This window comes from Actinospineispora eucalypti (assembly GCF_039543365.1).
In the GTDB taxonomy this organism is placed as follows: domain Bacteria; phylum Actinomycetota; class Actinomycetes; order Mycobacteriales; family Pseudonocardiaceae; genus Pseudonocardia; species Pseudonocardia eucalypti.
Window position 1 is genome coordinate 21,405 of sequence record NZ_BAABJP010000029.1, and the last position, 20,761, is coordinate 42,165.

At 69.0% G+C, this 20,761-nt stretch carries 20 protein-coding genes and 1 pseudogene; 7 read left to right on the plus strand and 14 right to left on the minus strand.

The features are described 5' to 3' along the window. Nucleotides 1-57 precede the first annotated feature (57 nt). The 4 genes from ABEB12_RS24230 (at nt 58) to ABEB12_RS24245 (ending at nt 4,724) form a co-directional block, all read left to right on the plus strand. Entirely contained in the window at nt 58-732 is a 675-nt protein-coding gene (locus tag ABEB12_RS24230) for a TetR family transcriptional regulator (protein WP_185060899.1), read from the plus strand. Between the two features lie 171 nt (nt 733-903). After that, complete coding sequence (locus tag ABEB12_RS24235) at nt 904-2,433, plus strand: glucose 1-dehydrogenase (protein WP_185060898.1); 1,530 nt, start codon at nt 904-906, stop codon at nt 2,431-2,433. Nucleotides 2,434-2,700: 267 nt separating this feature from the next. Beyond that, entirely contained in the window at nt 2,701-3,918 is a 1,218-nt protein-coding gene (locus tag ABEB12_RS24240; RefSeq protein ID WP_185060897.1) for a cytochrome P450, read from the plus strand. Beyond that, nucleotides 3,915-4,724, plus strand: a complete 810-nt coding sequence (locus tag ABEB12_RS24245) for an SDR family NAD(P)-dependent oxidoreductase (protein WP_185060896.1) — start codon at nt 3,915-3,917, stop codon at nt 4,722-4,724. The genes ABEB12_RS24240 and ABEB12_RS24245 overlap by 4 nt, the downstream gene beginning before the upstream one ends. 315 nt (nt 4,725-5,039) lie before the next feature. Here the strand turns inward: ABEB12_RS24245 and ABEB12_RS24250 are convergent, their stop codons facing one another. From ABEB12_RS24250 to ABEB12_RS24290, 9 genes are all read right to left on the minus strand, one after another. Beyond that, a complete protein-coding gene (locus tag ABEB12_RS24250; protein ID WP_221497699.1) occupies nt 5,040-6,467 on the minus strand; it encodes an aldehyde dehydrogenase family protein in 1,428 nt (475 codons plus the stop codon). Continuing rightward, nucleotides 6,464-7,288, minus strand: coding sequence for a mycofactocin-coupled SDR family oxidoreductase (locus ABEB12_RS24255; RefSeq protein ID WP_185060894.1), 825 nt, complete (start codon nt 7,286-7,288; stop codon nt 6,464-6,466). Before ABEB12_RS24255 ends, ABEB12_RS24250 begins: the two co-directional genes overlap by 4 nt. Before the next feature lies 1 nt (nt 7,289). Continuing rightward, nucleotides 7,290-7,598 (minus strand): Rieske 2Fe-2S domain-containing protein, encoded by a 309-nt coding sequence (locus ABEB12_RS24260; protein WP_185060893.1) that lies wholly within the window; start codon nt 7,596-7,598, stop codon nt 7,290-7,292. Further along, a complete protein-coding gene (locus tag ABEB12_RS24265) occupies nt 7,595-8,893 on the minus strand; it encodes a cytochrome P450 (RefSeq protein WP_185060892.1) in 1,299 nt (432 codons plus the stop codon). Before ABEB12_RS24265 ends, ABEB12_RS24260 begins: the two co-directional genes overlap by 4 nt. A gap of 108 nt (nt 8,894-9,001) precedes the next feature. Continuing rightward, a complete protein-coding gene (locus tag ABEB12_RS24270) occupies nt 9,002-9,586 on the minus strand; it encodes a nuclear transport factor 2 family protein (protein ID WP_185060891.1) in 585 nt (194 codons plus the stop codon). Beyond that, nucleotides 9,583-10,212 (minus strand): TetR family transcriptional regulator, encoded by a 630-nt coding sequence (locus tag ABEB12_RS24275; protein ID WP_185060890.1) that lies wholly within the window; start codon nt 10,210-10,212, stop codon nt 9,583-9,585. Before ABEB12_RS24275 ends, ABEB12_RS24270 begins: the two co-directional genes overlap by 4 nt. Before the next feature lie 4 nt (nt 10,213-10,216). Continuing rightward, nucleotides 10,217-11,377 carry an SRPBCC family protein gene (locus ABEB12_RS24280; RefSeq protein ID WP_185060889.1) on the minus strand — a complete coding sequence of 387 codons (1,161 nt, stop codon included), beginning with the start codon at nt 11,375-11,377 and terminating at the stop codon, nt 10,217-10,219. Beyond that, nucleotides 11,374-12,966, minus strand: a complete 1,593-nt coding sequence (locus ABEB12_RS24285; protein ID WP_185060888.1) for an AMP-binding protein — start codon at nt 12,964-12,966, stop codon at nt 11,374-11,376. Before ABEB12_RS24285 ends, ABEB12_RS24280 begins: the two co-directional genes overlap by 4 nt. 119 nt (nt 12,967-13,085) lie before the next feature. Next, on the minus strand, nt 13,086-13,217 hold the full coding sequence (locus tag ABEB12_RS24290) for a hypothetical protein (protein ID WP_345703107.1): 132 nt from the start codon (nt 13,215-13,217) through the stop codon (nt 13,086-13,088). A 78-nt stretch (nt 13,218-13,295) separates the two neighbouring features. Between ABEB12_RS24290 and ABEB12_RS24295 the strand changes: the two genes are divergently transcribed. From ABEB12_RS24295 to ABEB12_RS24305, 3 genes and pseudogenes are all read left to right on the plus strand, one after another. Beyond that, complete coding sequence (locus ABEB12_RS24295) at nt 13,296-13,481, plus strand: hypothetical protein (protein ID WP_185060887.1); 186 nt, start codon at nt 13,296-13,298, stop codon at nt 13,479-13,481. 811 nt (nt 13,482-14,292) lie between these two features. Further along, nucleotides 14,293-14,688 (plus strand): annotated as a pseudogene (locus ABEB12_RS42215) (serine hydrolase domain-containing protein); the annotation flags it as partial. 121 nt (nt 14,689-14,809) lie between these two features. After that, complete coding sequence (locus ABEB12_RS24305; RefSeq protein WP_185060886.1) at nt 14,810-15,823, plus strand: substrate-binding domain-containing protein; 1,014 nt, start codon at nt 14,810-14,812, stop codon at nt 15,821-15,823. On the opposite strand, the gene ABEB12_RS24310 is transcribed toward ABEB12_RS24305, so the two are convergent. The 5 genes from ABEB12_RS24310 to ABEB12_RS24330 all read right to left on the minus strand — a co-directional run bounded on the left by ABEB12_RS24310 (nt 15,820) and on the right by ABEB12_RS24330 (nt 20,748). Continuing rightward, entirely contained in the window at nt 15,820-16,686 is an 867-nt protein-coding gene (locus tag ABEB12_RS24310) for a TIM barrel protein (RefSeq protein ID WP_185060885.1), read from the minus strand. The two genes, ABEB12_RS24305 and ABEB12_RS24310, sit on opposite strands and share 4 nt — an antisense overlap. Nucleotides 16,687-16,701: 15 nt before the next feature. Beyond that, nucleotides 16,702-17,712: a Gfo/Idh/MocA family protein gene (locus ABEB12_RS24315; RefSeq protein WP_345703109.1), complete on the minus strand. Its 1,011-nt coding sequence runs from the start codon at nt 17,710-17,712 to the stop codon at nt 16,702-16,704. 56 nt (nt 17,713-17,768) lie between these two features. Continuing rightward, on the minus strand, nt 17,769-18,584 hold the full coding sequence (locus ABEB12_RS24320; RefSeq protein ID WP_185060883.1) for an ATP-binding cassette domain-containing protein: 816 nt from the start codon (nt 18,582-18,584) through the stop codon (nt 17,769-17,771). Between the two features lie 4 nt (nt 18,585-18,588). Beyond that, nucleotides 18,589-19,653: an ABC transporter permease subunit gene (locus ABEB12_RS24325; RefSeq protein WP_185060882.1), complete on the minus strand. Its 1,065-nt coding sequence runs from the start codon at nt 19,651-19,653 to the stop codon at nt 18,589-18,591. A gap of 135 nt (nt 19,654-19,788) precedes the next feature. Next, the gene (locus tag ABEB12_RS24330) at nt 19,789-20,748 is read right to left on the minus strand and encodes a substrate-binding domain-containing protein (protein WP_345703110.1); all 960 of its coding nucleotides are present in this window, start codon (nt 20,746-20,748) and stop codon (nt 19,789-19,791) included. Nucleotides 20,749-20,761 lie beyond the last annotated feature (13 nt).

The following is a 20,761-nucleotide window of genomic DNA, read 5'->3' on the forward strand; positions in this document are numbered from 1 at the left end:
TGTAAACAGTGATCGGATAATTGGTCGGAAAGCTGCGTCTACCGGTAGAGTTCGGGCATGAGCAAGCCGATCCGTGCGGGCGAGGACCTGCTATCCGGGGTCGCCCCACTCGGTGCCGGCCGAGGCAGACCTCGGCTACTGGTGCGCGACGAGGCCTTGGCCGTGGCCATGAAAGTGATCAACGAGGAGGGTCTCGCCTCCCTCACCCTGCGCCGCCTGGCCAAAGAACTCGGCGTCGGCAGCGCCACCGTGCACACCACGTTCGGCGGCAAGGAGCAGCTGCTCCAAGCACTGGCCGACACCGTCTTCGCCGAGCTACCCGACCCCGACACCCTGCAGGCCGACGACCCGTTCCACGCGCTGGTCGACTACATCGTCGCCGTCCACCGCATGCTCGTCGAGCACCCCGCCATCGCGCAGCTCACCGTGATCCGCCGGATGAATAACCGCGCCCTCTTCCGTGCCCACGAAACGATCTTCGAGCTGCTCGGCGAGTTGGACGTCCACGGTCAAGACGCCTACGACGCCTACGACGCACTGACCAACTACGTGTTCGGCTTCTCCCTCAACCGGATTTCACGCCAGGAGTTCGACCGACACGAGACAATCGCCGCACTACCCGCCGAGCAGTTCCCCGCGCTCAAACAAATCGCTCCGCTGTTCGAGCAGCGCGCCCCCGAGGAGCAACTGCGCGCCAACCTGCACCGCCTGCTGGCCGCGTACTTGCCCTAGCACACGAGGGGCGACGGTGGCCGACACGCCGCTCCTGCGGAAGCAGGCGCGGCACGGTTCTGACCTGCAATCGCTCGCGGGTAAAGGGACGACCGGTCACAGACGGGGCCACAGTCACCGACGCGGCCACGGTGGGGGACTGGGCGGCCACCGGCACGGGCCGTCGGGGAGGTGGCCGCGCGGCGGGCGGTGCTGACCGGCTGGGTGGCCGAGCACGCCAAGTTGCTGGCGGCCAAGGGCTACGACGTCGTGGTGGTGGCCCGCCGCGAGCGGCGGCTCAAGCAGCCGCAGGCCGAACTCAAGGACCGTTTCGGAGTCCGGATCCATCCCTTACCCTGCGATCTGGTCGCGGCCGAGGCATCCGCGAGCATCGCCGCCGAACTAGCCGGCCGAAGCCTGGCCGTGGACTTCCTGGTCAACAACGCCGGCTTCGACATGCTCGGGAAATTCCTCGATCACCCCTGGGACGAGCACGAGAAGTTCGTCCGGCTGAAGTCTCTCGGCGTCGCCGAACTCTGCCATCGGTTGCTGCCACACATGCGACAGCAACAGTGGGGACGCATCATCAACGTCACCTCCGTCGGCGGCATGTTCCTCGGCGCACCGACCATGGCCCTCTACACCGCCGCCAAGTCATTCGTGCACAAACTGTCCGAAGCCATCGACGGCGAATACAAGCCGGACGGCGTGCACCGCACCGTCAGCGCACCCGGCGCCACCGAAACCGAGATCTTCGACGTCGTGGGCATCACCGACTACTGGGACAACAACCTGCCGCCGCAGATCTCCATGATGCGACCCGAAACCGTCGCGCGACAGGCGTACGCAGGCTGCATGGAGGGCAAGAAAGTCGTCGTCCACGGAGCGCCCAACAAGATCTGGGCCCCACGCTGCTGCACAGCCCGAAAGCCATCCGCTACCGGCTCGTCGACTCCCTCGGAAAATGCAAGGAGGATCATGAGTGCAGCAATGTCCGGGCGGGTCGCCGTGGTCACCGGAGCGGGCAGGGGCCTCGGTCAGGCCATCGCCCAGCGGCTGCACGACGGGACCACGGTCGTGGTGGTGGATCTCGGCGGGGCCGACATCACCGCGAAGGAACTCGGTCGCACAGCGAGCGCGGTCACCGCCGACGTGTCCGACGAAGTGGGCGTGCGGGAACTCATCTCGTCCGTCGTGCACCGACACGGCCAGCTTGACATCGTGGTCAACAACGCTGGGATCGACGGCGAGATCGGCCCGCTGGCTGACTGCTCGGTGGCGAACTTTGACCGGATCTTCGCGGTAAACACCCGGGGTGTGTTTCTAAGCATGAAGTACGCCATGCCCCATCTCGCCCGCAGCCCGCATGCCGCCGTGGTAAACATCGCCTCAGCAGCCGGGCTGCGGACCATCCCAGGGATGGCCGCCCACTGCGCGGCCAAATCGGCGGTCATCATGCTCACCCAGGCCGCCGCCGCGGAGTACGGCCCAGCCGGGGTCCGGATCAACGCGATCCTGCCCGGCGGCATCGAGACCTCGATGCCGCGACGAGTGTTCGACGCCAACCCGGTGCTGCGTGAAGACCTGACCGCCAGGCACCCGCTGGGGCGTCTGGGCTCCCCGACGGAACTGGCCGCCGGGGTCGGCTTCCTGGTCAGCGACGCCGCTTCGTTCATCAGTGGAGCGATAGTTCCGGTCGACGGGACATTCGTCGCCAACTGACCACCCGGTGAGGGTCTGGCTTCGTCGAAAGACCAGCGGCCGGCGGCCACAGACGGGCCTCCACGCAACAGGACTGGCCTCAACTCTCGAAGGGAGGTCTGGCGAGACCCGACGCGAGGGTCTACGTTGACTGAACACCGATAGGCCAACGGTCGTCGCCGTGGAGAGAACACCCCGGAACGAGGCCCGAGTTCCAACGTCACATGGCGACGGCGGCCTACCTGTGTGCCTGACACGCTCAGCGACACTCACCCTAAGGATCCACCTGTGACCACCACGGAATCCCCGGCGACCTTAGAGTTCGACCACCACGCACAACACACCTCGCACAATCGCGACGAGGTTCTGGCGTTGGTGCGGGAGCACCCGGTCTTCTGGACAGAGAGCTACGGCGGCCACTGGGTGGTGACGTCCCACGAGCTCGCCAAGCGGGTGCTTCGCGACTACTCCGTCTTCTCCTCGCGGAAGACGGAGGACATGAAAGGCGGGAACACCATCCCGACGGTGGTCGGACCGCGTCTGATCCCGGCGGAGGCCGACCCGCCGTATCACCGCATCCTGCGCAAGATCCTCATCCCGAAGTTCCACAAGCGTGCTGTGGACGCGCTGGCTCCAGAATTGGAGACCTTCATCTCCGGAGTCATCGACGAGGCCGTCACCAAGGACCACTTCGACGTGGTCCACGACATTGCCGACCGCATCCCCGCCGGCTCGATGACCATGTATCTCGGGTTCCCGGAGGAGCAACGGGTGCCCTTCATCCGGTCGGTGCAGGCGGCCCTGAACGTTATGCCATACGCCTCTGACCCTGAGTTCGCCCAGTCCGAGGCGATGCAGAAGGGTCTGGCCGAGTTCGGCAACGCCGTGCAAGTAATCAACGACCTAATCGCGGCCCGGCGGTCCGAGCCGCAGGACGACCTGGTCAGCCACCTTGTCAATCCCGACTTCGAGCTCGACGATGAGTCCGTCCGGTGGATGACCTTCACGCTTCTGGTGGGCGGGGCGGAAAATCCGGCGGCGATGATCGGCAACTCGCTGCTCCACCTAGCGCAGGACACTGCCCTGCGCTCCCGGCTGGCCGCAGACCACTCCTTGATCCCACAGGCGTGTGAGGAGCTGCTGCGCCAGACCTCGTCGGCGGTGTCCCTGGCTCGCAACGTGCTCTGCGATGTCGAGGTGGGCGGAGTGACTATGCATGCCGGCGATCGGGTGCTGGTCTGGCTGCCTGGCGCAAACCGCGACCACCGCGCGTTCGAACGGCCGGAAGAGGTCGACATTGACCGATCGTCCTGTCCGCACATCGCGTTCGGCGACGGTCCGCACGTGTGCATCGGAGCGGGTCTGTTCCGGCTCTGGTTTGAGATCATGCTGCGCGAGATCCTGGTCAAGATGCCGAACTACACGGTCGACCTGGATCGAGCGGAACGGTTCGACGACGCCTCCACCATGTGGGGATGGCGCACCATGCCGGCGCGTGTGTCATGAGGCTCCAGAATGCGCACGTGGTGGTGGTGGGCGGGTCCACCGGGGTGGGGGCCGCGCTGGTCCGGGCGCTGGCCGCCGAGGGTGCCCGGTGCACCGTGCTCGCGCTGCCCGGCGAGGAGCTGGACCAGGTGGTCGCCGAGGTGGGAGGCGCCGAGGTGCCGCTGGACCTGGCCGACTTCGACCAGGTGGACGGCGCGATCGGCCGCGCCGAGGCGCTGAACGGCCCGGTCGATGTGCTGATGTGCAACGCCGCGGTCAGCCCGGCCGGCCCGTTCCAGGACTTCGGCGCCCGGCAGCTGTGGCACGCCACGACGGTGAACATGCTGTCCCAGATGGAGCTGATCCGGCAGGTCATCCCGGGTATGCGGGCCCGGGGCCGGGGCACGATCACCACCACCGGGTCGCTGTCCACCGAGGTCTCGATGATCCACCTCGGGGCCTACGTGCCGGGCAAGGCCGGGCTGACCAAGTGCGCGCTGGACCTGCAGAGCGAGCTGCGCGACTACGGGATCCGCGTGTTCACCTTCATCCTCGGCTCGGTGAAGGGCACCACGCTGGCCAACAAGGCCATCGAGGACCCGGTGGTCGACTTCATCGAGCGCCGGGCCGGTGACGCCGGGGTGCTCACCCCGGAGGTGGTGGCGAAGCGGATGGTCGAGGTGGTCGGCAGCGACCGGAAGAGCGCGCTGATCACCGTCCCCAAGGCCGCCTCGCCGCTGGTGGGCTTTCGCAACCTCGCCGTGAAGCTGATCGACCCGGTGATGGGGCGCCCGGCCCGGAAATTCAAGCGGCAGGCTCACCGGTAGCCGCTTCGCCGCCGCCGGGCACACGCCGTGCGCGGTGGCGGCGGGCCCTCACTGACGTACCCCATCTGCTTTCGGGGCCCGCTGGCCCACGTGAAGGCGGTGGCACACACTGCGCGGCGCGCGACCTGTTCGGCTCCCCAAGGTACGCAAGCACGTCCTCCGAGGCGGTGACCAGGCACCCGAGCCCGACGGGGTCGAGCGGCGGACGCGGCCCCGCCACCGTCCAGAAGCGACCGCGAAGAGCGGGGTGAACGCCGGACCGGCCCAGATGCACCAGCGCTTTGCCTTCGTGTCCACATGCCCTCTGTCGTCCGGTTAGAGCTGGGCGGATACCGACTTGACCGATAGGAACTCCTCGATGCCGGCCCGGCCGCCCTCCCGGCCGTAGCCGCTGGCGCCCTTGCCGCCGAACGGGCTGTAGATCATGTGGTTGCCCAGGCCGTTGATCGACACTGAGCCGGACCGCAGCCGCTTGGCCAGCGTGTGGCAGCGGGAGATGTCCCGGCTGAACACGTAGGCGGCGAGCCCGGCGTCCACGCCGTTGGCCACCGCCACCGCCTCGTCGTCGTCGGCCACCCGCGACACCGTGGCCACCGGTCCGAAGATCTCCTCGCCGGCCAGCCGGCTGTCGGTCGCCACGTCGGCCAGCACGGTGGGCGCCACGAACGCGCCGGGCCCGTCCAGCCGCGAGCCCCCGGTCACCACCCGGGCGGTGCCCGCCGAGACCCCCTCGCCGACCATCCCGACGATCCGGTCGGCGGACGCCACGCTGATCACCGGGCCGACCTGAGTGCTCTCCGACAGCGGGTCACCCACCACGAAGCCGCCGGCGACGGCCGCCAGCTTCTCCACCACCTCGTCGTACACCCCGAGCTGGGCCAGCACCCGGTTCGGCGAGGTGCAGATCTGCCCGGCGTTCTGCGCGATGGCGAACTGCGCGACGGCCCCCACGGCGGAGTCAACGTCGGCGTCGTCGCAGATCAGCACCCCGGACTTGCCGCCCAGCTCGAGCACCACCGGGGTCAGGTTCGCCGCGGCGGCGGCCAGGATCTTCCGCGCGGTGCCGGCACTGCCGGTGAAACTGATCTTGTCGACATCCGGGTGGCTCACCAGGGCACCGGTCCCGTCCGGCCCGGAAAGCACGACGTTCACCACCCCCGGCGGGATGCCCGCCTCCAGGCACAGCCGGCCGAACAGGATCGACGAGTACGGGGCCAGCTCCGGCGGCTTGATCACCACGGTGTTCCCGGCGGCCAGCGCGGGCGCGGCCTTCATGCCGATCTCCCACACCGGACCGTTGAACGGCACGATCGCCGCGACCACCCCGTACGGCTCGGGCACGGTGTAGTTGAAGTCCCAGGCGCCGATCACCTCGCCGTTGAGCTTGTCCGCCCAGCCGGCGTAGTAGTCGAACCACTCGGCCGGCCCGACGGCGGCCATCTGCGCGGCGTAGACCACCGGCATGCCCGACTCGTAGGTGGACAGCGCCGACAGGTCGGCCGCCGACTCGTTGATCCTGCGGGCCAACTGCTGCAGCAGGTAGCGCCGGGCCATCGGGGCCAGCCCGGACCACACTCCGAATGCCTCCCGGGCGGCGGCCACGGCGGCGTCGACCTCGTCCGCCCCGGCCAGCTCCAGCGTGCTCGACTCACCGGTCGCCGGATTGACGTGCTCCAGCGAGCCGCCGGTGCCGGTCTTCAGCGCGTCCCCGCCGATCAGGTGGAACGTGTCGGGGAGGTTCACTTGAGCAGGCACCCCGCGTCGACCGGCAGCGAGATGCCGGTGATGAACCGGGCCTCGTCGGAGGCCAGGAACAACAGCGCATTGGAGATGTCCCTCGGCTCCACCCAGCCAGCGTCCATCATGTGCATGGTCTTGGCCGCGACCTCGAACCTGTCCACCGTCGGCTCCGGGTCGCCGGGCAGGAACGACGCCATAGTGAACTCGTTGATCAACATGTCGGTGTTGACGTTCGACGGGGCGACCACGTTCACTCGGATCCCGCGCGGCGACAGCTCGTGGGCCAGGTTCTTCATCAGCCCGACCACACCGTGCTTGGCGCTGATGTACGGCCCCACCCCGGGCGCGCCCTTCAGCCCGCCGATGGACGCGGTGAGGATGATCGACGCCCCGGCCCGCAGGTGCGGCAGCGCGGCCTTCACCGTCCGCCACACGCCCGTGACGTTGACGTCGAACACCGCCTGCCACTGCTCGTCGGTGATCGTGTCGATCAGCCCGTAGTTGATGATCCCGGCGTTCGCGCTCACGATGTCGAGGCGGCCGAACTCGGCGATCCCCCGCTCGACCAGCCCGTTCAGGTCCGCCTGGTTCCGGACGTCACCTTCGACCGCGATGATCCGCCGGTCCAGCGCCTCGACCGCCTTGACCGTCTCGGCCAGGTCGTCCGACGACGCGGGCGGCGCCATGTACTCCGGGATCTCCCGGCACACGTCGATGGCCAGGATGTCCGCGCCCTCCTCGGCCAACCGGATCGCGTGCGAACGTCCCTGGCCCCGCGCGGCTCCGGTGATCAGGGCGACCTTGCCCTCCACCCGACCCACCACGTCAAACCTCCACGTAGATGTCGTCACCGTCGACGGTTACCGGATAGGTCGCCACCGACTCCTCGGCGGGGAAGCCATCGGCCTCTCCGGTCAGCACGCTGAAACGGGAGCCGTGCGCAGGGCACTCCACCTCAGTGCCCTGCAGGTCACCGTCGGACAGCTCGACCTCCTCGTGGCTGCAGATGTCATTGATCGCGTGCACCTCGCCCGACTCGAGCCGGGCCAGGCAGATCGGCACACCTTCGGCGTCGGCCCGCAGTAGACCGCCGGGCTTCAGCTCCTCCAGCCCCGCCACTCTGCATCGGTTCACGCCACATACTCCTCAACGGTCGTGTTGCCGGGCGTCCAGTCGTCGAACACCACGGGGTAGCTCATGAAGGTCACCACGTCCTCGATCGCGCTCTCGTCCTGGGACATGGCCAGGATCTGCGGCTCGCCCGCCGGGTCGGGGACGATGCCGTGGCCAAACAGCTTCTGCATGAACCGCACGTGGCTGCCGCTGTGCCCGTCGTTGCCCAGCACCACCCGCAGCCCCAGACAGGCGTGCGGGCCGGACCCGAACCCGATGCCGTAGCGAGGCAGCTTCTCGGGGCGCTCGCGCCAGGGGTTGAACTGCCCGGCGTCCGGGCCGAACACCTCCGGGTCGCGGTTGGCCCGGGGGATCTCGATGTGCAGCTCATCGTCCTGCTTGATGGCCTCGCCGCCGATCTCCAGGTCTTCGCCGGCCCGACGGACCAGGAAGGAGATGAACGGCGCCTTGAGCCGGATCGTCTCCTCCATGCACCGGGTGAGGAACTCCATGTCGCCGACACGCTCGCGGTCCTCCGGGTGCTCGGCGAACCACCGCGCGGTGTCGTGGACCATGTGCACCACCGACTGCACGCTGGTGCCGATCGCGGTGTTGAACACCAGGATCGCGTCCCGGATCCCGACCTCGTCGTCCTCGTAGACCGGGTCAGCCTTGGACACGATCAGCCGCATCAGCGAGCGCGGGATGCTCTCCTCGTCCCGGGTGCCCGCCTCCACCTCGGCGTACATCCGCCGGTACGCCTCATGCGCCGGCCGGTAGTACTCCTCGACGAAGGTCTGCTTGGCCGCCAGCGCCATCTGGAACACGGCCTCGCGGTTGTCGAAGAACTGGGCCAGCACGCCGCCGAAGATGCCCGGGATGATCTGCCGCAGCTTGGCCTGGCGCTGCGGGGACTCCATGTCGGTCAACCCGATCATGTTCGCCCCGAACCCGACGAACAGCCGGTCGGCCAGCTCGACCAGGTCGGTGCGGTAACGGCCGTCCTCGTCCGGCTCGGCCAGTGACTCGGAGAGCAGCTTCTCCACGGCGGGCAGGATGTAGTTCTCCCGCATGGCGTCCAACGCGTCGGGGCGGACGAGTGAGTTCAGCATCTTGCGCCGGCGGCGGTGCTCCGGGCCGTCGGTGAACGTCCACATGCCGCCGACGAACTCCTCCACGGTGATGTGGCCGTCGTCCAGCTTGTGCGCGGCGGCGAAGTACGCCGCGTTGTTCAGCACGCTCTTCGAGCGCACGGTGCTGATCAGGTCCGGGATGTTGCCGATGCGGTGGACCGGGCAGGTGGCGGGTGGTGTCACGGGAGATCAACCTTCCTCTCGACCGGTCGCGCTAGGCCTCGCGGCGACGCCCCGGGCCGAGTTCTGAACGGCGATAGGCTAATGGGGCTGCATACTCTTGCAACGATCTCAAGATCTAGTCGGTGGCCGCGTCCAGATCGGCCGGCTGGTGACCTCGGCGACCTGCTCGGGTGTGAAGTCGGCCCAGAACGCGCGGAACGCCGGGTAGTCGGCGGGCAGCCGGACGGGCATCCCGCCGGGCAGCCGCTCGACGCCGGTGAGCGGGTCCTGGTGCTGGTCGTAGCACCAGATCGGCATGCCGTGCCGGTGGGCGAACAGCCACTGGCCGTCCACCCGGACGTAGGCGTCGCGGTAGAGGAACGCGGTGGTCACCCAGCGCTCGCCGATCTCCTGCTCCACCCGGCACTGGGCCAGCCCGGTCGCGCGGTCCGGGTCATCGGGGTCGAGGTCGATCCGGTGCACACCGATCACGTGCATGCTGCGGTACCAGTAGGAGCACTTGGCCTTGAACCACGCCACCAGGTCGTCGCGGCCGCGCCCGTCGATCGGCGGTCCGACCTTGACGTCCGGGCTGTACAGCGCCGCCCAGGCCTGCGCGTCCCGGCCGTCCAGCACCAGGGCGTAGCGGGCCACCAGCTGCTGGATCTCGGCCACGGACTCCAGCCGGTCCAGACGTTCCTCGGTGCTGCTCATGCCGGACCCGCCAATCCGTCGATGACCCCGCGCGCGGCCCGCTCGAACACCTCGTCGTCGCTCAGCCCGACCGTGGTGCTGACCCGGTACATGGCCGGGAAGTCGTCCTTCCACGCCTCGGACCGGTCGAACGCCGAACCCGCGGCGGCGTAGAGCGCGCTACCACAGGCCAGCGACTCCAGGCTGTCGAACAGCGGCATGATGATCTCCGGCGGGACGCCCTGCTGCTCCAGCAGCCGCACCGCCCGCTCGTGCTCCTCGGTGCCGATGTGCAGCGGATGGCGGCGCATCAGGGTGGGCACCAGGTCCGGGTAGACGAGCAGCGCGCGGCGGTACCGGACGGTGTTCTCCAGCAGCCACTCCCGCCACGGCCGGTCCGGGTTCCCGGCGCCGCGGATCCCGGCCAACGCCACCGTGGCGGCCAGCGCGAGGATCTCGTCCTTGTTGCGGAAGTGGTAGTAGAGCGACGCGCTCTTCACGTCCAGCTCGAAGGCCAGCCGGCGGATGGTGACCGCCTCGACGCCCTCGTTGCGGATCAGTTCCAGGGCCACCTCGGCGGTCTCCCGCGGCGAGATGACCTGGGACTTGATGCGCTGGAACCGGTCCTCCCGCTTGTACTGCGACATCGGCTCAGCTCCCCGTCATCCCGGCAAGATGGCGGTGGAAGTGGTGCAGCCCCAGCTCGTTGCGGCCCAGCGTCATCGGGTTGACACTGGCCGCGTCCAGGCCGGCCTGGATGCGCCGGGCCATCTCCCAGTCCTCGTCGTGCACCGCGCCGACCACGGTGTCCCAGTTGCGTTCCCAATAGCTCTTCGCCTTGTCGGTCTGAGGCAGCTCCGGGACCAGGAACCGCAGGGTGATCCGGCAGCGGGTGGGGTCGGTCTCGTGCGGCTGGATGCTCCAGACCTCGATGTGGTCGCGGACGTAGACCAGCACGGTGGTCGGCATCAGCGCGTAGGTCAGGATGATCCCGGGCAGGATGTCCGGCTGCTCGCCGGCCGGATTCTCGCGGTCCGGCCGCAGCTTCTCGATGTCCTTGCGCGCCGAGGCCATCCGCAGGTGCTCGCCCAGCGCGTCGACGATGAACACGTTGCCGATGGTGATCTTGCCGACGGTCTTCGGGTGCAGGTAGCGCACGTGGTAGACCTCGAGGAAGCCGTCCATGATGAGCTTCCAGTTGGCCGGCTGCTCGAAGGTCTGCCCGCGCAGGAAGTGGTAGTCGTCCAGCCCGAGCTCGGCGATCTCCCGGTCCACCTCCGCGCCCAGGTAGGCGGCCAGGTCCAGCGGCCCGTCGGGCGTCGGCCGCACCCAGATCAGCCCGTGCCGCTGCGCCACCGGCAGCTCCACCAGCCCGTTGTCCGCCGGGTCCAGCGCGGGGAAGCTGTCCTCCCCGTCCGGCACCACCCGCAGCGCGCCGTCCAGGACGTAGGTCCAGCCGTGGTACGGGCAGGAGAACGCCTTCGAGTTGCCCGCCTCGGCGGCCACCACGGTGGCGCACCGGTGCCGGCAGACGTTGCGGAAGGCCCGCACCGACCCGTCCTCCTGGCGGGTGACCAGCACCGGCACCCCGGCGATCCAGGTGGTGCGGAAGTCTCCGGGCGCGGGCAGCTCCCCGGACGCCGCCGCCAGCGACGGCCGCAGCCGGATTGCGTCGCGCTCGCGGGCGGCCTGCGCGGCGTCCACGTAGTCCGCTTCGTTCAGTGTCATCTCCGCCGGTGCCCGGTCGGTGCTCTTCGCGTCGATGTGGTCGAACAGCCGCTTGGCCATCTCCCGCTGCAGGGTGCGGTTCATCCTCGCCTCCGATCATGGACCAGGCCCAGCGCGAACAGGTCCACGGTGTGCTCAGTGAGCCCGATCTCATGCAGCTCGAACTTCAGTACCCGGCCGATCGGGTTGCGCGGCAGCGCGTCGATCACCTCGTAGAACCGGGGCCGGGCGAAGTGCGGGACGTGCTCCATCAGGTGCGCGGCGTACTCGTCCCGGTCGAAGCCGGGCTTCGCCACGATGCAAGCCTTGATGTGATCGCCCTCGTCGGTCGCGACCGCGTGCGTGGCCACCTCGGCGATCCGCAGGTACCCGAGCAGCGCCCGCTCCAGCTCCATGGCCGAGACGTTCTCCCCCTTGCGCCGCATCGCGTCCTTCTTGCGGTCGACGAAGGTGAGCAGCCCCTCGGCGTCGAAGCGCCCCAGGTCACCGGTGTGGTGCCAGAGGTTGCGCCAGCACTCGATGGTGCGCTCGGCGTCGTTCCAGTAACCGCTGAAGATCGCCCCGGGCACCCGCGGCCGGATGACGATCTCACCGACCTCGCCGACCAGCACCGGGCAGTCCTCGTCGTCCACCACCTGGCACTCGATGTCGTCCATCACCCGGCCGTCGGTGTGCCGGGCGGCGGGGTGGTTGAGCCCGACCGTGGCCACCGGGTTGGCCTCGGTCTGGGCGTACATCTGGCAGATCGAGCGGATGCCGAAGTCCTCGAACAGCCGGCGCTCCTTGTCCGGCGGGAACGGGATGCCGATCCACTTCTTCAGCGAGTGGTCCTTCGTCGGCGGCTGTTCGACCACGTAGTCGGTGATCCCCGGGCCGCCCCAGTAGGTAGCGCCGAGCTGCTTGGCCCGGGCGAAGAAACCGCTCGCGGAGAATCGGTTCTCCAGGCCCATCGGGGTGCCGCTGAACAGGGCCAGCACCAGGTCCATGTGCCCGGACATGTGGAACATCGGGTGCACGCAGATCTGCCGGTCGGTGTCGTCGAGCTCCAGCATCCGGCTCATCACGCCGGCCACCCGGGCCAAGTAGGCGTGGCTGAGCATGCAGCCCTTGGATGGTCCGGTGGTGCCGGACGTGTAGAGGATCAGGTAGGTGTCGAGCGGCCCGGGCCGGTGCGCCTCCGCATGGTCGCCACCGCCCAGCAGGTCCTGGTGGCCGACCGCCCCGCTGTGCTCGACGTCCTCGCCGAGCAGGACGATCAGCTTCAGGTCGGGCAGGGTGTCCAGCACCGGACGCAGCGCGTCGAGCCCGACCCGGTCCACCGCGATCGCCGCGGCCGCCGAGTTGACCAGCTGGTGACGTAGGAACTCGCCCTTCAGGAACACGTTGATCGGCACGGTGATCAGGCCGGCGAACGCGGCGCCGAAGGTCAGCTCGACCAGCTCCGGGCGGTTCTCCGCCATGTACGCCACCCGGTCGCCGGCCGCGAGACCGTGCGCGCACAGCCCGGCGCCCAGCTCCAGCGCGCGGGCCCGCATCGACGCGAAGGTGATCACCCGGTCGTCCGGGGTGATCACGAACGGGTCGTCCGGGAACCGCTCGGCCTGCTCCTCGAGCGCGCCGACGACGGTGCCCGCGGCGGTTCGTCGAGTGGTGGGACCGGCCGCGTCCGGCATTCCTCACTCCGTTCCCGCAGGCGCAGAGCCCGCACAGTGACTGAACAGCGATAGGCTAACGCATCTACTGCCTATAAGCGAGCAATCAGGGTGCGGGGTCCGGACAGGATGGAAAGCGCCTACGGCAGCCAGCTCGGCTGGATCGTCGCCACCAGCATCCACTGGGTTCCGCTCTGGACCACGAACCGGCCACCCTGCCCGAACCCCTCGCCAGCCTGGTCCGCCCCCTCGCCGCCACCCGACACGGCCACGCCGCCCTCGGCGACCAAGGCAGCTCACCCTGGCTGTTCCCAGGAGGCCAACCCGGCCGCCCCATCGGCGCCTTCCGCATGACCGAACGCCTGCGCCAACTCGGCATCAACTCCGCGCGCTCCCAATCCGCCGCGCTGTTCCAACTCACCACCGAACTGCCAGCCGCAGTCCTGGCACGCACGCTCAGCATCCACATCGCCGTCGCGGTCGTCCGTCAGGGTGGCCGTGTCATGGCGGCGCCGGGACCGTCTGGATGCACTTGACGCATGGAGCTGCCTGAAACTCTGCACAAGTGCCAAAGATCTCGCGGCCAAGGATCGCTAGAGGTACTGAGTGTTGTGTGATCGCGCGCTCAGGTGGGGAGCCCGCCTGTGCGGGGTGTCGCGCGACCGTGTAGGTAGGCGAGATCGGCTGATTCCGTGGAGACGTGGTACCGCGGGGGCCACTGTGGTTGCCCGGCTAGCCACCCGACGTGGCCTCTTCTCGGCCGCCATCTCTGTAGCCTGAGACAGGCATTGATCATCATTTGACAGCCATGAGAAACCGGCCGTTAACAGGTGGTTTAGGTTTGCCGCAGGGTAACCATAGTCGTTGGTGTCCCGGACCGGCGCCAGCGGGCGCGTCGGTGGCGGGAGTGTTCGGGTCGCTGGTCGACTACGCCGGCCGGGTGCTGTTGTCGGACTGCGGCGAGGGTCTGTACCGCCTGCCCGGCGGGCCACCATATGACCGCGATCACGATCTCGTGGCGACGTTGCGGCGCCTGGTGCTTGAGGATGCCCAGGTCACCCTCACCGAGGCCGTACCGCTGGGTTACGAGACAACCGATGAGGCCGGACAACCGCAGGCACGACGCTTGTTGACTGGTCGGCGGCCGGCGCGTGCGGCGGCTCGGTTCCTCACGGGTATGGCGGCTGGGCGGGATCTGATGCACCAGCAGCGGTCGAGGGCGCGGGCACGCTCTCCTGACGGCCCTCGGATGAATGTCGCGCGGATTGCCGACGCTTGGCGGGTTCTCGTTACAAGCTGGCGGAATATCGCAAGCCGGCACGAGGCTGCAACATCCACACTGTGCCCGTGACGGCTTCACCTTCTCAGCTGGACCGGGCGCGGGTAGCTATCCAGCGGGAGCTCGATGATCTGGTCGATTCCGGGTTCGAGCTCGGCGCTCAGGTAGCCGCGTACATCGGGGACGAACTCGTGATCCACGCATGGGCTGGCGTGGCTGACCCGGCGACTGGTCGACTGGTCGACGAGAAGACGTTGTTCCCAGTTTTCTCGGTCAGCAAGGGGATTGTCGCCACCGCCGTGCACCGGTTGGTGGATCAGGGCGTGCTGCAGTACACCATGCGGCTGGCGCAGTTGTGGCCGGAGTTCGGCACGCACGGCAAACAGAAGATCACCATCGAGCACGTGCTCGAGCACAGCGCGGGCGTGCCCTACTTCCCGCCCGGTCTGACCGCCGATGACCTGGCCGACGAGGCGCGGATCCTGTCGTTGATAACTGACTGCGAGTTGGCGTGGGAGCCGCGGTGCGGAAAGAATTCCTTGGATCGGTCCAAGCCACACCTCGTGGCGCGCTACCCTTCGATCTGTGCCCTCAGAGTCCCGGTCCGGTCGGCCTCCCACGATCCACACCGTTGCGGCACGCGCCGGGGTCTCGAAGTCGCTGGTATCGCTGGTGCTGCAGAACTCGCCGAATGTCAGCGCGCAGCGTCGCGAGGCGGTCCTGGCCGCCATGGCCGAGCTAGGCTACCGCCCCGATCCCGTTGCCCGCAGCTTGGTGCAGCGCCGGACGCGGACGATCGGCGTCGTCATCGACGACCTGTCCAACCCCTGGTACGTCGATCTGTTGCACGAGCTGCGCCCGGTCCTGCACGAGCACGGGCTGCGTCCCTTGCTGGCCGACGGGCGCACGGAGCCGGATGCGGTGAACGCCCTCTCCGACCTGAGGGTGGACGGGATCGCGCTCGTCGGAACACCCAGCCCTTCCGCGGTGGCGCAGGTCAACGAGCTGGCCGGTCGGCTGCCGGTTGTCGTCGCCGGAAGCCGTGAACCGAGGTTGGCCACGGTCGATCTGGTCGCCAATGACGACGACGCGGGCGCGCGTGCCGTCACGGCGCACCTCGTCGAGCTCGGACACCGGCGCATCGCGCACATCGTTGGCGAGGGCGAGGTCGGGCTGATCCGCCGCGCCGGTTACGAGGCGACCATGCACGGCGCCGGCCTCGCCCCCGAAACGGCCCAGGGCGACTGGACCGAGAACACTGGGATCCGGGTCGCGATGGACCTGCTGCGGGCCGACGACCGGCCGACAGCGATCTTCGCCGCCAACGATCTCGCGGCGGTCGGGGTCCTCACCGCCGCGGACGAGCTCGGGCTGCGGGTACCCGAGGACCTCTCGGTCGCCGGGTACGACGACGACTTCTTCAGCCGGATGCGAAGGATCGCCCTGACCACTGTCGATCCCCACATCACCGATGTCGGCAGGGAGGCCGGCGAGGTGCTGGTCGCCCGGCTGTCCGGGGACACGCGCTCCACCGCGACCCGACTCCTGAGGCCGACGCTGGTCGTCCGGTCCTCGACCGGTCCAGCGCCCGGGCACTAGGACCGGACAGCCGCCCGCCGCAGTACCGCGCGGGCACTGTCGAAGGCGCGGGCGGTGGCCTCGCGCAGCTCGGTCGCCCGGTGCTGCTCGGACAGGATCTCGACTCCCCATGGGCCTCGAAAGCCGGCCCGCCGCAGCGCGGCGATCATGCCCTCGAGGTCGAAGGTGCCCTCGCCGCAGTACCGGCGCCGGTCGCGAGTGTCCTCGAATAGCGTCCCGACGGGCTCGGCGTCGAAGTCGTCGAGCTCGACGCCGAAGATCCGCTCGGGCGGGATCACCTCGAGATCGGCGACCGGCGTGTGGGCGCGTCCGACGTGCCAGGCGTCGACCATCAGCCCCACGGCGGGGTGGCCGGCGGCCTCCACCAGTGCGAGGCCCTGGTGGACGTCGGCGATGTTGGTCCAGGGCAGGAACTCCAGGGCGACCCGGGTCCCGGCGTCCTCGGCTTCCCGGCCGAGGGTGGCCAGCTCGTCCGCCCAGCGGTCGAACTCCCATGGCCCGTTCGCGAAGTCCGGGCCGATCTTGACAGTTCGGGCGCCGAGGTGTGCGGCGGCCTCGAACAGGTCACGGCGAACGGCGTCCGACGCCGCCCGAGCGGGCACGTCGGCCCACCAGTCGACCAGCAGCTCCACCTCGCGGTGCTCGATGCCGTTGTTGGCGAACAGCGCCCGGACGCCGGACAAGCCCAGTTCGGCAACGGCGGGCATCAGGTCGGCGTGGGCCACCCCGAAGCCCGTGAAGCCCGCGGCGGCCGCCGCCTCGACCCGGGCGCGCAGTGACAGCGGGCTCCGCTCGTCCCCGCGCCGCGGTGCGGCGTCGCCCGCGGTGGTCCAGCAGGTCGCGACCAGGGCGTCGTCGGACATCGTGTGTTCCCCTTCTCAGGCCGTCTGCACGGGCACGTGGGCCGGCCGGGGCTCGAACCCGGCCGCGATGTAGATCGCGTCGATCATCTCGGCGGTCTCGACCGCGTCGTCGATGTCGATCGGCAGCGGCGCTCCCTCCCGCAGGTGCGCCCGCACGGCCTTGAGCTGGTAGAGGTAGGACGACCGCTTGCCCAGCTCCTCGGTGCGGGTCCGGGCACCGGTGGTCACGCTGACCCGATCGTCCTTGTGCGGCTGCACGTAGTCGGCGACGGTGAGTTCTCCCGTGGAGCCGACCAACCGCAGCGTCATGCACCAGTCGTCGGCCATGTGGCTCAGCGACCGGCCGGTCGCGCCGTTGGGGAAGGCGAACTCGGCGTCCATCCACTCGTCCACCCCCGGGCGGCCGGCCCGCTCCCCGCCGCGGGCGGCCACCAGCGTCGGTTTTCCGCCCGCGAACGGAGCGAGCATGCGGTGGGCGTGCAGTCCGTAGCAGCCGAGGTCCATCAGGGCGCCGCCGGCGAGGTCGAGCGACCAGCGCGGGTCGGTGTCCGGTGGCGCGGGCATCTTTGTCAGGGCCTCGACGTGCCGGAGCTCCCCGATCTCACCCGAGGCCAGGATCTCGTGCGCCCGCGCCACGACCGGGTGGAAGAGGTAGTGGAAACCCTCCAGCACCGTCCCCCCGGCCGCCCGCGCGGCGTCCCGCACCTCGCGCGCCTCGGCGGCGTTGGCGGCGAACGGCTTCTCGCTCAGCACATGCTTGCCGGCTCGGACGGCGGCGCGGTTCCACGGCCCGTGCAGCGCGTTGGCCAGCGGGTTGTAGACCAGCTCGACCTCCGGCGCGGTGACGACTTCGGGGTAGGAGCCGAGCACCTGCTCGACGCCGCGCAAGGCGGCGAAGGCCTCGGCCCGGTCGCGGTCCCGGGCGGCGATGGCGACGAGCCGGTCTCCCGTCACGCGGGCCGGCGCGACGATGGCGAGGTCGGCGATCCGTGCGGCTCCGAGGATTCCGATGCGGAGGGGTTCCACCTGCACTCCCTGTGTCGTGCGTGGCTCAGTGCTGATGTTCGCCGCGCGAGCGCGGCTCAGCGCTTGAGTTCGTGGGAGAGCTCGGCGAGCTCCTGCCCGCCCGCCATCTCGGCGGTGAGTTCTTCGAGTGTCACCTCGCAGCGCTTCTTGTCCAGCACCCGGCGTCCGAGCTTCAGGATGATGAAGTGCTCGCCCACCAGGTAGGCGTGGTGCGGGTTGTGGGTGATGAACACGACGCCGAGGCCGGCGTCGCGGGCCGCGGCGGTGTACTTGAGCACCACGCCCGATTGCTTCACGCCCAGCGCCGCGGTGGGCTCGTCGAGGATGAGCACGCGCGCGCCGAAGTACACGGCGCGCGCGATCGCGACACACTGGCGCTGGCCGCCGGACAGCGTGCCGATCGGCTGGTTGATGTCCTTGACGATGATGCCCATCTTCCGCAGCTCGGTGTCGGCGATCTCCCGCATGCCCCTGATGTCCAGCGGGGCGAGCGGGTAGTTACCCATCCGGATCTCGGAGCCGAGGAAGAAGTTGCGCCAGACCTCCATCAGCCCGACGACGGCGAGGTCCTGGTAGACGGTGGCGATGCCGTGGTCGAGCGACTGGCGCGGCGAGTCGAAGTGCACCTCCTGCCCGTCCACCTTGAGGACGCCCTCGGTGTGCGGGTGCAGCCCAGAGATGATCTTGATGAGGGTCGACTTGCCGGCGCCGTTGTCGCCCAGGACGCAGGTGACCTCGCCCGCGTTCACGGTCAGGTTGATGCCCTCCAGTGCCCGGATCGCGCCGTAGGCCTTGCCGACGCCCTCCATCTCGACCAGCGTGGTGCCGACCTTCAGTGACCGGTCGGCGTGCTCCACGATCGTGTCGGTCATGACTTCAGCTCCTGCGGTTGAGGGCGTAGTTCTTGACGTAGAGGTTGAGCAGGACCGCGAGCAGCAGCATCGCGCCGAGGAAGAACTTGAACCAGTTCGGGTCCCAGCCGGCGAACACGATGCCCTGGGTGGTCATGCCGAAGATGAAGGCGCCGACCGCGGCGCCGATCGCCGAGCCGTACCCGCCGGTGAGCAGGCAGCCGCCGACGACCGCGGCGATGATGTAGAGGAACTCGTTGCCGACGCCCTGGCCGGACTGCACGGTGTTGAAGGCGAACAGGATGTGCATCCCGTAGAACCAGCACATGAACGCCACGCCCATGAACAGGCCGATCTTCACCTTGTTCACCGGCACACCGACGGCGCGGGCGCTGGCCGCGTTCCCGCCGACCGCGAAGATCCAGTTGCCGAGTCGGGTGCGCAGCAGGATCCAGGTGGCCAGCGCGACGAAGAAGATCCACCAGAGCACTGTGATCCGGATCGTCACGCCGCCGAGGGCGAACTCGGAGGCGAAGACGGCGCGGGCCGAGGCGAACCCGTCCAAGTTGGCGACGTTCTGGGTGGCCACCGTGCCGGTGACCAGCTTTGTGACACCGAGGTTGATGCCCGCCAGCATGAAGAAGGTGCTCAGTGTGATCAGGAAGCTCGGGATCCCGGTCTTCACGACCAGGAAGCCGTTCCAGAACCCGACCGCCAGCATGACGATCAGGCTGACGAACACCCCGACCCACAGGTTCAGGGAGAACTGGAAGGCGAACATCGACGCCGTCAAGGCGCCCGTCACCACCGAGACGCCCGCCGACAGGTCGAACTCGCCGCCGATCATCAGCAGGGCCACCCCGACGGCGATGATGCCGATCGACGAACTCGCGTAGAGCACGGTCGACAATGCCGGCAGTGTCCGGAACGGCTCGGCGAGGGCGAAGAAGAACACGAAAATCGCGATCGCCGCCGCGAACGAGCCGGTCTCCGGCCGCGTGAACAGGGTGGACAGCAACGGCTTCTTGGGATGCTCAACGTCCTTGGTCGGCGGCGGCGGGGACGGCTGGGTCGCCACGGGAGTACTCATCGTCCGCCTCCGCCCGCGCTCACGCGGCCGCCTCGCGGACACGCTGTGCCGATGTTTCGCTCGCTCATTTCGCCCGCTCCAGTGGTTCGGGGGGACCCGGGGAAGCCGGACCGGCCGGCTCCTCCCGGCAGGGACTTAGCGCTTGTTGTTCCGCGCGTAGGGGACGATCTGGTCGATGTTGCTCTTGTCGACGAAGGACGGCCCGGTCAGTATCGGGCCACCGCCGCCGAGGTCGTTGCCGTTGGTCAGGTTCAGCCACAGCGACGCCACCGACATGTAGCCCTGCACGTAGGGCTGCTGGTCGATCGCGAACATGATCTTGCCGTCCTGGATCGCCTTGGCCGCGTCGACGTTCAGGTCGAACGTCGCGACCTTCGCCTTGCTCCCCGTGTCGGCGATCGACTCGAGCGCGGTCAGAGCCCAGGGCGCACCCAGCGTCACGACGTGCGTGATCGACGGGTCCTCCTGCAGCTTCGCGCCGATCGTCGAGCGCACCTGCGCGAGATCGGTGCCCTGGACGTAGACGACCTCGGTGTTCGGGAACGTCTTCTGGACACCCGCGCAGCGCGCCTCGAGCGCGACGTGCCCCTGCTCCTGGATCACGCAGATCGCTTTCCGCGCCCCGTCCTGCGTCAGCCGTTGCCCGGCCGCCTGACCGGCGAGGGACTCGTCGGAGCCGAAGTACATCTTCGCCCCGTACTGCCGGTACTGCTCGATGCCCGCGTTGAACGCGACCGTCGGGATCCCCCGGTCGGCGGCCGCCTTGGCGGCCGGGCCGACCTGCTCGACGTAGGCGAGCGTCACCGCCATGCCGTCCACCCGGCTGTCGATCGCGTTCTGCACGAGCGTCGCCTGCTCGGGCCCAGCCTGCGCGTCCGAGTACTTCAGCTCGATGTTGTGAGCCCTGGCCGCGTCCTGCGCACCGGCCCGGATGCGGTCCCAGAACGTGTCGCCGGGCTGCTCGTGCGTGATCATCGCGATCGTGTAGCGCGTGCCGCCGACGGTCCCGCTGGTGCCGCCACCACCGCCCTGTTGCTGAGCACCGCCCTGGCTACTGCAGCCCGTCACCACCGCCGACAGGGCGGCGACCGACACCAGCGCGCACGTC

Bases quoted from the DNA above. Each gene is read 5' to 3' on its own strand.
- ABEB12_RS24230 (WP_185060899.1), top strand. From the start codon at position 58: ATGAGCAAGCCGATCCGTGCGGGCGAGGACCTGCTATCCGGGGTCGCC.
- ABEB12_RS24275 (WP_185060890.1), bottom strand. From the start codon at position 10,212: ATGTCGCAGTACAAGCGGGAGGACCGGTTCCAGCGCATCAAGTCCCAG.
- ABEB12_RS24245 (WP_185060896.1), top strand. From the start codon at position 3,915: ATGAGGCTCCAGAATGCGCACGTGGTGGTGGTGGGCGGGTCCACCGGG.
- ABEB12_RS24295 (WP_185060887.1), top strand. From the start codon at position 13,296: ATGACCGAACGCCTGCGCCAACTCGGCATCAACTCCGCGCGCTCCCAA.
- ABEB12_RS24325 (WP_185060882.1), bottom strand. From the start codon at position 19,653: ATGAGTACTCCCGTGGCGACCCAGCCGTCCCCGCCGCCGCCGACCAAG.
- ABEB12_RS24270 (WP_185060891.1), bottom strand. From the start codon at position 9,586: ATGAGCAGCACCGAGGAACGTCTGGACCGGCTGGAGTCCGTGGCCGAG.
- ABEB12_RS24280 (WP_185060889.1), bottom strand. From the start codon at position 11,377: ATGAACCGCACCCTGCAGCGGGAGATGGCCAAGCGGCTGTTCGACCAC.
- ABEB12_RS24285 (WP_185060888.1), bottom strand. From the start codon at position 12,966: ATGCCGGACGCGGCCGGTCCCACCACTCGACGAACCGCCGCGGGCACC.
- ABEB12_RS24310 (WP_185060885.1), bottom strand. From the start codon at position 16,686: ATGTCCGACGACGCCCTGGTCGCGACCTGCTGGACCACCGCGGGCGAC.
- ABEB12_RS24320 (WP_185060883.1), bottom strand. From the start codon at position 18,584: ATGACCGACACGATCGTGGAGCACGCCGACCGGTCACTGAAGGTCGGC.